Origin of the sequence: Micromonospora sp. NPDC005205 (genome assembly GCF_040608275.1) — a bacterium.
GTDB lineage: Bacteria > Actinomycetota > Actinomycetes > Mycobacteriales > Micromonosporaceae > Micromonospora.
The window spans coordinates 115,601-128,865 of the sequence record NZ_JBEXHV010000013.1 but is presented as its reverse complement, the minus strand read 5'-3'; the positions used below and the strand labels follow the sequence as shown (position 1 = coordinate 128,865).

The following is a 13,265-nucleotide window of genomic DNA, read 5'->3' as shown; positions in this document are numbered from 1 at the left end:
GTGAGGGAAACGGACTCTATGCTTGCCGCCGAATGCGCTGCGGCTCATCCGGGCCGAGGGTTACCCCGATCCAAGGATTTGTGAATGCACCGGAAGTCTGCCCTGAGCATCGGCACCGCTGGCGTCGCCGAATCAGCACCTGGCGGCCAACTGCCGGCCTCCACCGCGGAGGGTGCCGCGCGACGATCCGCGGTCGCCGAGGAACAGGCATTTCTGGATTTGGCCACGGCCCGGCGCGACAGGCTGGTCGATCACCTACAGGTCGAGCTTTCGGCAGAGGCCCTGGACGCGTTGGAGCTGGCCCGGCAGCGCATGCTGCGCAAGCAGTACGACGAGCTACGGCGAGCAGAGGAAGGGCTGGTCTTCGGCCGCCTCGACGGCCTTGACGGCACTGTGCGCCACGTGGGCCGCGTAGGTCTTCGCGACGACGACGACGGCACTGAGCCACTGCTGGTGGACTGGCGCGCTCCCGCAGCTCGGCCGTTCTACACCGCGACGGCTGTCGACCCACAGGGTCAGGCACGGCGCCGGCACATCCGTACGACAGGATCGGCCGTCGTCGGCGTGGACGACGAACCCCTCGACGGAAGTACGACTGCGGAACTCGTCGGCGAAGGCGCCCTACTGGCCGCTCTCGACCAGCGGCGCACCGGCCGCATGTCGACGGCGATCTCCACCCTGCAACGCGAACAGGACGACATCATCCGGGCTGAGGCGACCGGCCCACTGATCGTCCAGGGCGGTCCCGGCACGGGCAAGACCGTGGTTGCCCTGCACCGCGTCGCGTACCTGCTGTTCACCCACCGGAAGATGGCCGACCAGGCGGTCCTGGTCCTGGGTCCCTCACCGCGGTTCCTCCAGTACATCGCCCAGGTGCTGCCCGCGCTCGGTGAGACCGCCATCGTCTCGGCGACCTGCGACACCCTGCTGGCCGACATCCACGTGGGCCGCGACGAGAGCCGGCATCTCGCCGAGATCAAGGGCCGCGCCCTCTGGCAGCCAACGCTCGAAAGCTACGTCGCGTCGCTGCTCCCCCGTCCACGCGAGCTGAAGCTGCGCTGGGAGGGCGAGTTCTACGTCATTCCGGCCGCGACCGTGGCGCAGGCGCTCGCCTCGGCGGTGCAGGGGCGTCCGTACCACCGGGCCCGCGCGGCGTTCGCCGAGCAGTTGCACCACCGTCTGGCCGATGTCGTCGCCGAACAGCGCGAGACGCTGATGGCGGAGATGGAGGAAGGCTTCGAGGACATCCTCGCCCGCGTCGACAAGGGCATGGCGCATGACCGCTCCTCCACCGAGGCGTCCACCGGCAGCGACATCAACGGGTTGCTCTCCGAGGAGGAGGTCGAAGAGCTTCGCTGTCGTATCGCCGAGAACACCACCATCGCCCGGTTCATCGAGGCATGGTGGCCCACCCTCGATCCCGAAACCCTGCTGGGTGGCCTCCTAACCGACCGCACCCTGCTGGCCCGGTTCGCCCCGCAGCTGTCCCCCGAGGAGATCACGGCCGTCGCGGCCGAGCCCACCCCCTGGGCATCAAGCGACATCCCTCTTCTCGACGCCCTCGCCGACCTGCTCGGCGACGTCGACACCCCGCAACCACAGGGCGAGTTCCTCGCCGAACGTGCTCGCCGCCAGCGCGGCTGGGTGTACGGCCATGTCGTCATCGACGAGGCGCAGGAACTGTCCGAGATGCAGTGGCAGATGGTTCTCCGCCGTTGTCCCAGTCGCTCCATCACCGCCGTCGGCGACATCGACCAGGCCGAGGCAGCCCACCGGCACACCAGTTGGGCACAAGCGGTACGGGCTGCCTTCGGAGACCGCTGGACCGCCGCGGAACTGAGCATCTGCTACCGGACCCCGCGCGAGGTCATGGACCTCACCGAACCGGTCTTGAAGAAGGCTGGCAGCCACAACATTCCGCCACGAGCGGTGCGCTCCTCCGGCATCGCCCCCTGGGAGCGGACGATCACACCGGCTGAGCTTGCCGGCTCCGCCGTGGACGCAGTGCGACAGTTGCAGCAACGGTGGCACGGCGGCACGGTCGGCGTCATCGCCCCCGCGGAGCGCATCGCCACACTCCAAGCCGTGCTGAGTGATGTGCCAGTGCTCACCGCGACCCAGTCCAAGGGACTGGAATGGGACGCGACACTCCTCATCGACCCTCAGGGCATCGCCGCCGAACCGCGCGGTTGGAACGGCCTCTACGTCGCGCTCACCCGATGCACCCAGGAACTCGGACAGCTGACCCTCACTCAGCAGTCGCCGCGTCGTTCCGCTACGGAGGGCGTCTTCCCGATCCACTGCTGAGGCGCTGCCCGGTCGTGCGGGTCAGCCGCGTAGGCAGAAAGGATGGCCGGCCGGGTCGCGTAGGACGCGAAAGCGTTCCGGCGCGGGTTGTTGCTCTTCTTTGACGGCTCCGAGTTCGATCGCGCGCGCCTCGGCGTCATCGAGGTCATCGGGCTCGTCGACGGCCAGGTCGAAGTGGATCTGCTGTGATCGTTCGCCCGAGGGCCAGGTCGGTGGCCGGTAGCCGTCGACGCGAACGGCATCGAGGTGCAGCGGACCCGCCTTGACCGCACAGAAGTCCGGGGTCTGGACCGCGACCTCACCATCCAGCATCGCCGCCCAGAAGCGGGCCAGGTCGGCTGGGTCAGGGCATTCCAGGTTGATTGCAGCGATGTGAGCTACCGGCATGGATCCTCCAGTGGACGGGGTCGTTCGGGCCGACGGAGACCTACCCTCGCACCCAAAATGACGGTTCGCTCTTTTTTACGCCACGTCCGCGAGGATCCGGTCGGCACATTCGGACGCTGGTCGAGCCGAGCATCCACGGACCGGCGAGAGCCGGTCGCGTCACCCTCGTCTTAGCCCTTGATGATCGCCATCAACGCGGTGGTGAACGGCGCGGGGTCCAGGTCGCCGCGGATCGCCAGTTGCAGGCTGTAGCTGACGCTGAGGGCCACGAACGCTTCGGCGATCTGCCCGGCCTGCGGGCGTCGGGAGTCGGGCACCAACTCGGCGATCGCGGCCCGCATGGCAGCGAGCTGTCGTTGCACAACGGCTGCCAGCAGGGGCGATATCGCGGCTTCGGCATAGATCTGGGCGACCAGCCGGGCATGGTGGGTGTCCCGGGCCCGGGCCCGGACATGCTCAAGGAAACCTCCCACAGCCTCGGCGGTGAGCGCCCTCGGCAGCGCTTCGGTTCCTTGCTCGCAGACCGCGATGACGATCTCGTCCTTGCTCGTGAAGTACCGGTAGATGGCTCCGTTGGAGAGCCCGGACTCGGTGACGATGTCGGCCATCGACGTGTGGGCGAAGCCGTGACTGGCGAACCGAGCCCGGGCGGCGTCCACGATCTGCTGGCGGCGAGCGTCGAGATGAGCTTGACTGACCCTTGGCATAAAAGAGTGACCCCTCGCTTTATTTGCTACTGTCGGAAGCCTACCTCGTCGCACCGAACCTCAGGAGCTTCCATGCGCTACCAGACCTTTGGCCGTCTGACCGGACTGCGTGTTTCGGAGTACGCGCTCGGGACGGCGAACTTCAGCACGTCGAACACCGGCGCCGGGCCCGAGGCTTCACGACAGATCTTCGAGGCCTTCGTCACCGCCGGCGGCACCACGTTCGACAGCTCCAACCTGTACCAGGATGGACAGGCCGAAACCGTGCTCGGCGGGCTGCTCGGACCGCAGCGGGACAACTTTGTGATCATCACCAAGTACAGCGGGACCAGGCAAGCTCAGCCCCGCCCTGGCACGACCGGTAACAGCCGCAAGATCATGGTCCGGTCCCTCGAAGCGAGTCTGCGCCGCCTCGGCACCGACTACGTCGACGTCTTCATGCCGCACTTTCCCGACGGCGTCACGCCGATCGAGGAGATCCTGGCCGGGTTCGACGACCTGATCCGCTCCGGCAAGATCCTGCACGGCGCCCTGTCCAACTTCCCGGCCTGGCGGGTCGCCAGCGCCGCGGTCCGCGCCGACCTGCGCGGCCTGGCTCCCCTGGTCGGCATTCAAACGGAATACAGCCTGGCCGAACGATCCGCCGAGCGGGAGCTACTGCCGATGGCGCAGGCCCACGGTCTGGGCGTGGTCCTGTACTCCCCGCTGGCCGGCGGACTGCTCACTGGCAAGTATCGGCAGGGCGAACAAGGCAGGCTGACCGCCCGGGGCGACGCGATCGAGGGCAGCGCCCAGCGCACCGCCATCGTCGACGCCGTCCTGGCGATTGCCGAGGAACTCAACGTCAGCGCGGTCCAGGTGTCCCTGGCCTGGCTGCGTCGCCGGGCCGCACTGGCCCCCACGGCCCTGATCCCGATCGTCGGCCCGCGCACCGTGACCCACTTGGAGGAATACCTGAAGTCTCTCCAACTCGACCTTGGCGACCAGCACTACCGACACCTGGACGAGGTCAGCACGATCCCGCTGGGAACCCCACACGAGGACGTCACCGCCGCACTGAATCACGGCTTCGACGGTGACCGCGCACTGCTCGACCCTCCCCCCGTTCCCGTCATCTAGCGCTGCCGGTGTCCGCCGCCCATCAGTGATCATTGAGCGGTGACGACCCCTGCGGCGCCGCCGGCCGACTTCGGCGCGTTCTCATTGACCGTTCCGCCACTGTTCGCCGCGTTGGCTCCGGCGCGGAGCATCCTCATCGCCGGAGCGGGCGGGGGTTTCGACGTGTACGCGGGCCTGCCCCTGGCGTTAGCCCTGTGGCGCACCGGCGCGCAGGTACACCTGGCCAGCCTCTCTTTCTCGGAACTCGAGTTGATCGACCGAGACGCGTGGCTGGTTGAGCACGTCGCAGCGGTCAGGCCGGACACCTCCAGCGCCGACTGGTACTTCCCGGAACGAACGCTTGCCCGATGGCTTGCGGCTCAGCAACTGCCGTCGACGGTGTACGCATTTCCGCCGCTCGGTGTCCAGCCGCTGCGGACGGCGTACCGGCGCCCAGAAACCTGTCGCTCAGGCACCGCGTTGACGACGCCGGCAGTCAAGAGTGGCTCTGACCGCCTTCGGCACAGACCCTAGCGGGCCAGGCGGTCCAACAGCTCGCCGAGCAGCGCGTGTTCGCCAGGGGTGAGGTCGCCCGGGTCGTTGCCGACCAGCGCACGCAGCGTCAGTGCGGCGCTCGCACGAGTCTCGGGGGCTTCGGCGGGGGGCATGCGCAGGACTCCGGCCAGCGCGGCCTCGCGGACGCGTCCGGACAGCCCGAGATCCGGGTCCGGTTGGCTGATCAAGGTGAGCGTGATGCCGACGTTGGCGGCCAACACCTGTTCGGCGGCATCGGCCGCCGGCACCTTGAGCAGGCCCCGGGCGGCGGTTAACCGCTCGCGCAGCGCGGCGTGCGCGGGGGCGGTGACGGCGCACGGCTTTCCTGGCTGGGCGCGGCCGTAAAGCAGCCCGTAGAACGACGGGTGCTCCAGCCCGAACTGCACGTGCCTGTTCCAGCCCTCGCGCAGGTCGTCCAGCGGGTCGCCGGAGCTCTCGACCGCCGTGTACTGGGTGAAGCCGTGGCTTGCCACGGCGTCGATCAGGCCCTGCTTGCTGCCGAAGTGGTGGTACAGCGTCGGGGCCTGCACCCCGGCGCGATCGCACACCGCCCTCGTGGACACCGTGCCGCCGCTCTCCAGCAATTCCGCCGCGGCGAGCAGGAGTCGATCCCGTGCGTTCTGCATGCTTGCTACATTACCTCATGTAGCGCTACATTGCTTTCTATAGCGAGAGGAGAAGTCCATGAAGACCTGGTTCATCACTGGTGGGACTCCCGGAGGGTTCGGCCTGGTCTATGCCGAGGCCGCCCTGAAGCAGGGCGATCAGGTGGTGGTGACCGTGCGTCGGCCCTCTGAACTGCACGAGTGGGCTGAACAACACGGAGACCGTGTGCTGGTCCTCCAGCTCGACGTCACCGATGCCGACCAGGTGCGTGCGGCGGTCAGGACGGCCGAGGCGCGGTTCGGCGGGATCGACGTGCTCGTCAACAGCGCGGGCCGTGGCTGGTACGGCTCGATCGAGGGTGCCCCCGACGAGACGATCCGCCGCACGTTCGACCTCAACCTGTTCGCCGTGGTCGAGGTGGTGCGCGCGGTCCTGCCCGGTATGCGGGCACGAGGCGACGGATGGATCGTGAACATGTCGTCGGTGGCAGGCCTCGTCGGCGCACAGGGGTTCGGCTACTACGCGGCGGCGAAGTTCGCGATCGAGGGACTGTCGGAGACACTGCGCCAGGAAGTTGAGCCATTCGGTGTGCGGGTGCTCGTCGTGGAGCCGGGAGCGTTCCGCACCAAGGCCTTCACCTACTTCCAGAACGAGGACGTCAACGAGATCGTCGACGCCTACGTGCCGATGGTCGAGGGCGTCAAGGCGGCGTTCGTGGACCACAACGGCAAGCAGGCAGGAGACCCTGTCCGTGGAGTGCAGGCCGTGATCAGCGCGATGAACGCACCCGTTCCGCCGAAACGAATCGTGCTCGGCAACTCCGGCTACGACGTTGTTGTTGCGATGCACGAGACCGCACTCGCGGAGCTGCGCGCGAACGAGAAGCTCTCCCGCGGAGCGGACTTCTGAACCTTGGCCCTGGTCGGCACCTCAAGCTGAACACCGGTGTCGCAGGGACATACCAGCACGCGCCCGCGTCCTGGAACCCGAGAAATTGGAGAGCAGAAATGAGCGACATCACTCTACCCAAGGCCGTCGACACCTTCATCACGGCCACTAACGCACACGACGCGAATGCGCTGGCCGCGGTCTTCGGCGACGGGGCCGCCGTGCACGATGACGGGAAGACCTGGGCCGGCGAGGCCGAGATCCGCGAGTGGATCCAGGGGCACCTGATCAACCCCAAGGTCGTGCTCACGCCGACCTCGTTCGCGGACGACCGGCTGGTGGCCTCCGGGGACGGTGATTTCCCCGGCGGGCCGCTGTCATTCGCATTTGTGTTCGACATCAAGGACGACCAGGTCATCGACCTCGCGATCGAGCCCGTCTGATGCGTCACCGGCCGGGCTGCCCGAGGGCTGCTCCGGCCGGTGAACGCGACAGTGGAGCACGGCATCAAACGGCTCAAACGCCACCGTGCAGTCGCGACCAGGTTCGACGAACTCGCCGTTCGCTACGAAGCGACCGCCGTTAGCCTCGACGACTCTTGGACATCTGCATTGAGCGTGCGGTGGCGCGGGCGGCGGTGTCGATGAAGTCGGCGACCGGGCCGGGTTGCGAGACCGCCACAGCGTGGGAGGCGGCGACCTCAATCGTTGTGGAGCCCGCCCTGTCGGCCATGAAGCGCTGCAGGTCTGGCGGGATGGCCTGGTCCTGGGCGCTGATCAGGGTCCAGGAGGGGATCGTCTTCCAGGCGACCTTGGTCACGCTCTCCTCCTGGGCGTGCGCGGAGGCGGGCCGCTGCGTTGCCTCCATGAGTTCGGCGGTGCCGGAGTCGACGTCGGCGGCGAACGCCTCGTGAAACTTGTCCTGCACAATGTACTGATCCATGGTCATGCCGCCGTCGTCGTCGGGTACCGGGATCATCCTGATGCTCGAGGTGAGCTGACTGCCGGGGTGCTTGGTGAGCAACCCGAGCGCACTTTCGCCCACGTCCGGGCTCAAGCTGGCGACGTACACCAGGGCCTTGACGTTGGGGGCGTCAGCCGCCGCCTCGGTCATGACCGCCCCGCCGTAGGAATGGGCGGCAATCACGACCGGTCCGGGCAGGCTGTCGAGGAGGGCGCGAACATATGCGGCGTCCTTTTGCACACCACGCAGCGGGTTGGCGACGGCAATGACCGGATAGCCCCGATGTTTGAGGTTGGCAATCACGCCGTTCCAACTCGACGAGCCGGCGAATGCCCCGTGGATCAGCACGATCGTCGGCATTTCCTGGGCAGACATGTCAGAAGCAGCGCTCATCTGGAGGTCCTTTCGAGAGGCCTCGTCACCCGTTGCCAGCGATTGCCGGCCGGACCGACGAGTACGGTCGACGGAGCATTTCCCCCGGCACCGCGAATCAGCCCGCGCGATCCCTGCGCCGAAGGGGTTGCAGCATCCAGAATCCCGCACCGATCGGGCCGCTGTCAGCGAGAACGGAGAACGCCGAACGCCTGGCCGGTATGCGAACCGGACAGCGAGATGAGTTGACGGTCACCGTTCGCACGTTGGGCGAGCATTGGGTACCACGTCTCCACCGCCAACAAGGATAAGACCGAACGTTCTGTCGCTAAGATGGTTGGATGGCGAGCGACGAACCCACCAACCGACCCTCCGAGGCGCGCCTCAAGCTTCTCCGCACGGCGACCAGGATTTTCTACGCGGAGGGCATTCACGCCGTCGGCGTCGACCGGATCATCGCCGAGGCGAAGGTGACCAGGGCTACTTTCTACCGACACTTCCCCAGCAAGGATGATCTCATCCTGGCCTACCTGCGGGAGGTGCATCAGCTGGAGCGCGGCATGGTCGACGAGGCGCTCGCCGCCAACCGATCGCCGGTCGACCCGCTCCTGGCCATCGCCAATTCCATCGCTCAGAACATCCAGTCCCCCGGGTTCCGTGGGTGCGCGTTTTTGAACGCCGCGGCGGAATATCCCGACACGAACCATCCCGTGCACCAAGAACTCATGGCCCACCGGCAATGGTTCCTGGACACCATCACCACGCTCATGGCACAGGTCCACGAAGGAACGGCGGATCCCGCGGCGCGCCACTTCGTCATGCTCCGGGACGGTGCCATGGCGGCGGGATGCCTCGCCGACCCCACGAAGGTGTCCGAGACCTTCCTGCGCGGTGTCGAAGGACTCCTCAGGATCAACTCGGAGCTTCGGTCGGCGGAGTCGGCCCGATAGCCCCCGCACGACCTCGAGCTGGGCCACCCTCCGGTAGGAGGATGACCCAGCTCCTGTTGTGGTGCCACCACCGGTTGAGCGCGCGCCCTCGCCCGGCCGACCTCGTCTTCTTTTCGTCGCAACGGCCGACCGCCGCCGATGACGCGGACGGCCGTACGGCGCAGGTCAGCGGCCGTACGCCTCCAGCAGGCGTAGCCAGACCTCGCTCACGGTCGGGTACGCGGGCACGGCGTGCCACAGCCGCTCCAGAGGAACCTCACCGACGATGGCGATCGTCGCGGCGTGGATCAGTTCCGCGACGTCCGGGCCGACGAGGGTGAGGCCGACGATCACCCGCCGGTCCTCGTCCACGACCATCCGGGCGTGCCCCTGGTAGCCGTCGGCGTGCAGCGCGGCCCCGGCGACGGCGGCCAGGTCGTAGTCGACGACCCGGATCCGCAGTCCAGCGGCCTCGGCGGCGGCTGCGGTCAGCCCCACCGACGCGACCTCCGGGTCGGTGAAGACGACCTGCGGCACGGCCCGCTCGTCGGCGGTGGCGACGTGCCGACCCCACGGACGGTCGTCTGTCGCTTCGCCGGTGGCTCGCGCCACGATCACGTCGCCCACCGCGCGGGCCTGGTACTTGCCCTGGTGGGTCAGGAGAACACGCCGGTTGACGTCCCCCGCCGCGTACAGCCATCCGTCGCCGATCAACGCGCCGGCACCGTCGACCACCCGCAGGGTGTCGTCGACCGTGAGCCAGGCGCCCGGCTTCAGGCCGATCCGGTCGAGGCCCAGGTCGTGCGTGTTCGGCGTACGGCCGATCGCGACGAGGATCTCGTCGGCCTCGACCTGTCCGCCGTCGGTGAGCGTGATGTGCACCGTCCCGTCGCCGTCGCGGCTCACCGATCTGGCCTCGGCACCGAGTTGGACCGCCACGCCAGCTTCCCGCAGAGACTGCGTGACCCGCTCGCCGACGAACGGCTCCGCCGCAGTGAGCACCCCGTCGCGCGCAAGCACCGTCACCGCCGATCCGAGGCCGGCGTACGCGGTCGCCATCTCCGTGGCCATCACACCACCACCGATGATGGCGAGGCGGCCGGGAACCTCGCTCGCGGCGGCTGCCTCACGGCTGGTCCACGGTGCAGACTCGCGCAGACCGTCGATGTCCGGCACCAGCGCGCCACTTCCGGTCGCGACGACGACGGCGTGTCGGGCGGTGAGCGAGGTGGTGGCGCCGTCCGCGCCGGTCACCTCGACGACCCGGTCGGCGCCGATTCGTCCCTGGCCCCGATACAGCGCGATCCCCGCCGAATTCAGCCAGGACACCTGCCCGTCGTCCCTCCAGTGCGAGGCAAAGGCGTCCCGGCGACGCAGCACGGCCTCCGCGTCCAACTCGCCGGTCACCGCCTCGCGCGCGCCGGGCAGCTGACGAGCCGCCCGGAGCGCGGTCTGGCTGCGCAGCAGCGCCTTGGTCGGCATGCAGGCCCAGTACGAGCACTCGCCGCCCACCAGTTCCCGCTCGACGATCGCGGCGGTCAGGCCGCCCTGCACGACGCGGTCGGCGACGTTCTCCCCCACCGGCCCCGCGCCGATGACAATGACGTCGTACGCGGCCTTTTCCACGTCAGTTTCCCTTCGCGGTGCGGCCGAGGCGGATGGCCGCGATGAGGAAGAAGATGGCGCCGGGGATGGCGTAGCCGATCGCGTTGGTCAGCGCCGGGTTGTCCGCGGAGGCTGCCGCGAAGAACGATGCGCCGGCGATGACGGAGATGCCACCGCTGATGATCATCGGCCATTGGCCCCCCATCTTGCGGCGGGTGACGGCCACGATCAGCTGAACCAGTCCGGCCACGACCGCCCAGGCGCCCCAGACGCGCAGGACCGCTGGGATGCCGGACGCGCCGGCGATGCCCAGGCCCACCGCGGCGAGCAGGCTGATCGCGACGTTCACGTACAGCAGGGTGGGCGATCCGGTGGCCCGCGACGCGCGGACGTCGACGATGGCGGCGGCCACGTCGAAGAGCGGGTAGAGAACGAGCAGCGCGGCGGTGAGGGGGTTGAGGTGTTTGGCGAGGGGGAACGTCACGGCGGCCCAGACGATCGCGAAGGCGAAGCGACCGAAGTACAACCGCCGCAGGGCGGCGGCCGTCGTCGAGATGCCGGGAACGGCAACGGTGGTCATGGTCATCCTCTCGGAAATTTCCGGAGCGAAGGGACATCCAGCGGGGTGAGGGCCGCCGCCGGGGAGGGGAAGGGCGGTGCTACTCGACGTGGGAGAACAGCCCCGTGATCTCCACCTCAGCGCCCTGGAGCCCACCGAAGACGGCACCGGCAGCGGGCGTCGTGACTGCGGCAGAGGCGTCCTCGTAGCTGGCGAAATACAGGTCGAGCGTCCGATACGCGGGTGTGGGCGTGCCGTCCTCCTTCGGCCACACCTTGGCCGACTCGACCCGCTGAAGCTTCGGGAACGTCTCCGCGGCCCGGAGTACGTCGGCGTAGACCTTCTCGAACTCGTCGGGGTCGGCGGGGTTACCGATGACAAGGGTGATTTTGGTGGGCACGGCGCTCTCCTTCAGGCACAGCCGCTCACCTGGCGGGCGCCAGGTGGAACGAACGTTCTGTCTGTTGGAACCGTACCTACTCGGCCCACCACCGTCAAGACCGACCGTTCTATCTTGTGCTTGCTATGGCGTCCGCCACCAGCTGGGTCCGGTTCGACGGGAACGCGCGGTACGCCCAGCCGGGCGGTCACGTGATGAAACGGGCCATCGTGGCGAACGGGTGCCGCGTCACGCCTCGGAGTCGCGGTCTCCGGACGTCTCCCGTCCAATCGGCGAGGCGGGAACCTCCAGCGACTGGCCTCGCCAGCGCAGCGCTCCGAGTAGTGCGACCAGGGCGAGCACACAGGCCACCACGCTCAACCCGACCATCGGCGCCCGATGCGCCAGCACCGGCGCGGACACCAACAGGGCGCCCAAACCGATCACCTGGGGTCGGGAGACCTGACCGAAGACCTCGTACTCCAGCCGCAGGCGGGCCACGAGGAAGAGCATCGGTCCGCCCACCACGAACAGCAGCCAAGTGGGCCGCGGCTGTCCGAACGGATGATCGATCACCAACTCGTAGCCGACCGAGGTGACGAGCACGCCGAGCACGATGAACAGGTGCGTCCGTTCCGACGTGGCGCCCAGCCGGCCGGGCATACCGGCCCGGCCGAACGCCTCCGACAACAGCAGACCGGCACGGTAGAAGTAGATTCGCCAGAGCAACGCGCTGGTCGCGAACGTGACCGCGAAGGCGGCCGCCCGATTCCCGGAGTAGTCCGCGCCGCTGAAGACCACGCCGATAACCAGAATCGACTCACCGAGCGCGATGAGGAACATCTGCTGATAACGGTCCGCGAGATGAGTCCCCGCGATCCGCCACCGACCTATCTTCGAGACCCCGAGCCACGGCAGCGGCCAGCCCAGGACCCAGGCGAGGTAGTCGACAGCGAGGGCGACAACCCACAGCGGCAGGCGGAGGTGGTCCGGGCCCAACGCGCCGACCAGCCACAGCGGGGCGCTCGCCACGGCCCACACGACAAGCCGGAAGGGCACCAGCCGTCGCGGATGCCCGCGCAGCGCGCCCGCGACCACCAGTGGCCGCAGCACCATCACCATCAGGTACGCGACCGCGAACGGCACCGCTCGTTCCTCAAGGGCGCGGGGCAGCGTCACCGCCATGATCAGTCCGGCGAACATGGTGCCGATCACGACGGCCTGAATGACCGGCTGCTCCGGTTCGTACCGGCTGGTGATCCAGGCGGTGTGCGACCAGATCAACCAGAGCGCCAGAAACAGCAGCAGGGTACGCCCGAAGCCCGTGACGAGCGCCCAGCCAGTGTCATCGGCCAATCCGGCGAAACGTTGCGAGACCCGGGTGAGAGCCACCACGAAGGCCAGATCGAAGAAGAGCTCCAGGAACGTCGCCCGACCCGAACTCATCGGAGGGCGCAGCAGCTCGGCACCCCGCCCCGCCGCCATCGTCCGCCTCCGTCCGCCTCTCGCTACCAACGAGCCGACCGCCAGTGGAGTTGCGTAAACGCTCAGCCGGCGTCTGGCCTGGAATGACGGCGGCGGGTCCGGCGTGACGGTTACGGGCGGGCGTTGACCGGTCGGGGCGCGAACGCGGAGGGCAGGCCGAGTTCGGCCCGGGCAACCTCGATGAATAGGCGCTCGGCCTCCCACAGGGCGTCGAATCGTTCGGCGGGCAACGCCTCGGCGCCACTGCTGGCCCGTGCAGCCGCCAGGAGCCGGGCCTGGCGCACCAGCTCCGACGAGCGGCTCACCACCTCGACTGTGCCGGCCACCAGCCGAAGCGCGGTCTTGGTACTTCCCCCGCTCCGGACCTCGCGGGACGGCCCAGGCCGATCGGCACGCGCAGACATCAGTTGGATATCGATTGCAGT

15 protein-coding genes are annotated in these 13,265 nt (G+C 68.3%); 6 read left to right on the top strand and 9 right to left on the bottom strand.

Going from position 1 to position 13,265, the window contains the following annotated elements:
* The first annotated feature begins 84 nt into the window (after window positions 1–84).
* Window positions 85–2,307, top strand: a complete 2,223-nt coding sequence (locus ABZU43_RS23085; protein ID WP_355008546.1) for a UvrD-helicase domain-containing protein — start codon at window positions 85–87, stop codon at window positions 2,305–2,307.
* A 21-nt stretch (window positions 2,308–2,328) separates the two neighbouring features.
* Here the strand turns inward: ABZU43_RS23085 and ABZU43_RS23080 are convergent, their stop codons facing one another.
* Both ABZU43_RS23080 and ABZU43_RS23075 read right to left on the bottom strand, forming a co-directional pair.
* On the bottom strand, window positions 2,329–2,694 hold the full coding sequence (locus ABZU43_RS23080) for a VOC family protein (protein ID WP_355008545.1): 366 nt from the start codon (window positions 2,692–2,694) through the stop codon (window positions 2,329–2,331).
* Between the two features lie 170 nt (window positions 2,695–2,864).
* Entirely contained in the window at window positions 2,865–3,401 is a 537-nt protein-coding gene (locus ABZU43_RS23075) for a TetR/AcrR family transcriptional regulator (protein ID WP_355008544.1), read from the bottom strand.
* 72 nt (window positions 3,402–3,473) lie between these two features.
* Between ABZU43_RS23075 and ABZU43_RS23070 the strand changes: the two genes are divergently transcribed.
* Window positions 3,474–4,520: an aldo/keto reductase gene (locus ABZU43_RS23070; RefSeq protein ID WP_355008543.1), complete on the top strand. Its 1,047-nt coding sequence runs from the start codon at window positions 3,474–3,476 to the stop codon at window positions 4,518–4,520.
* Window positions 4,521–4,559: 39 nt separating this feature from the next.
* Window positions 4,560–5,033, top strand: a complete 474-nt coding sequence (locus tag ABZU43_RS23065; protein ID WP_355008542.1) for a hypothetical protein — start codon at window positions 4,560–4,562, stop codon at window positions 5,031–5,033.
* Here ABZU43_RS23065 and ABZU43_RS23060 read toward each other — a convergent pair.
* A complete protein-coding gene (locus ABZU43_RS23060; RefSeq protein WP_355008541.1) occupies window positions 5,030–5,680 on the bottom strand; it encodes a TetR/AcrR family transcriptional regulator in 651 nt (216 codons plus the stop codon). The genes ABZU43_RS23065 and ABZU43_RS23060 overlap by 4 nt on opposite strands.
* Before the next feature lie 58 nt (window positions 5,681–5,738).
* Here ABZU43_RS23060 and ABZU43_RS23055 point away from each other — a divergent pair, with 58 nt between their 5' ends.
* Complete coding sequence (locus ABZU43_RS23055) at window positions 5,739–6,569, top strand: SDR family NAD(P)-dependent oxidoreductase (RefSeq protein WP_355008540.1); 831 nt, start codon at window positions 5,739–5,741, stop codon at window positions 6,567–6,569.
* Between the two features lie 98 nt (window positions 6,570–6,667).
* On the top strand, window positions 6,668–6,991 hold the full coding sequence (locus tag ABZU43_RS23050) for a nuclear transport factor 2 family protein (protein WP_355008539.1): 324 nt from the start codon (window positions 6,668–6,670) through the stop codon (window positions 6,989–6,991).
* A gap of 139 nt (window positions 6,992–7,130) precedes the next feature.
* On the opposite strand, the gene ABZU43_RS23045 is transcribed toward ABZU43_RS23050, so the two are convergent.
* Window positions 7,131–7,904, bottom strand: a complete 774-nt coding sequence (locus ABZU43_RS23045) for an alpha/beta hydrolase (RefSeq protein ID WP_355008538.1) — start codon at window positions 7,902–7,904, stop codon at window positions 7,131–7,133.
* A 320-nt stretch (window positions 7,905–8,224) separates the two neighbouring features.
* Between ABZU43_RS23045 and ABZU43_RS23040 the strand changes: the two genes are divergently transcribed.
* A complete protein-coding gene (locus tag ABZU43_RS23040) occupies window positions 8,225–8,833 on the top strand; it encodes a helix-turn-helix domain-containing protein (RefSeq protein WP_355008537.1) in 609 nt (202 codons plus the stop codon).
* A gap of 165 nt (window positions 8,834–8,998) precedes the next feature.
* On the opposite strand, the gene ABZU43_RS23035 is transcribed toward ABZU43_RS23040, so the two are convergent.
* The 5 genes from ABZU43_RS23035 to ABZU43_RS23015 form a co-directional block, all read right to left on the bottom strand.
* Window positions 8,999–10,438 carry an NAD(P)/FAD-dependent oxidoreductase gene (locus ABZU43_RS23035; RefSeq protein WP_355008536.1) on the bottom strand — a complete coding sequence of 480 codons (1,440 nt, stop codon included), beginning with the start codon at window positions 10,436–10,438 and terminating at the stop codon, window positions 8,999–9,001.
* Window position 10,439: 1 nt separating this feature from the next.
* Window positions 10,440–10,997, bottom strand: coding sequence for a hypothetical protein (locus ABZU43_RS23030; RefSeq protein WP_355008535.1), 558 nt, complete (start codon window positions 10,995–10,997; stop codon window positions 10,440–10,442).
* Window positions 10,998–11,076: 79 nt separating this feature from the next.
* Entirely contained in the window at window positions 11,077–11,376 is a 300-nt protein-coding gene (locus ABZU43_RS23025; RefSeq protein WP_355008534.1) for a hypothetical protein, read from the bottom strand.
* Window positions 11,377–11,604: 228 nt separating this feature from the next.
* Window positions 11,605–12,840 (bottom strand): low temperature requirement protein A, encoded by a 1,236-nt coding sequence (locus ABZU43_RS23020; RefSeq protein ID WP_355008533.1) that lies wholly within the window; start codon window positions 12,838–12,840, stop codon window positions 11,605–11,607.
* Between the two features lie 110 nt (window positions 12,841–12,950).
* Window positions 12,951–13,145, bottom strand: coding sequence for a hypothetical protein (locus tag ABZU43_RS23015; protein WP_355008532.1), 195 nt, complete (start codon window positions 13,143–13,145; stop codon window positions 12,951–12,953).
* Window positions 13,146–13,265: the final 120 nt, after the last annotated feature.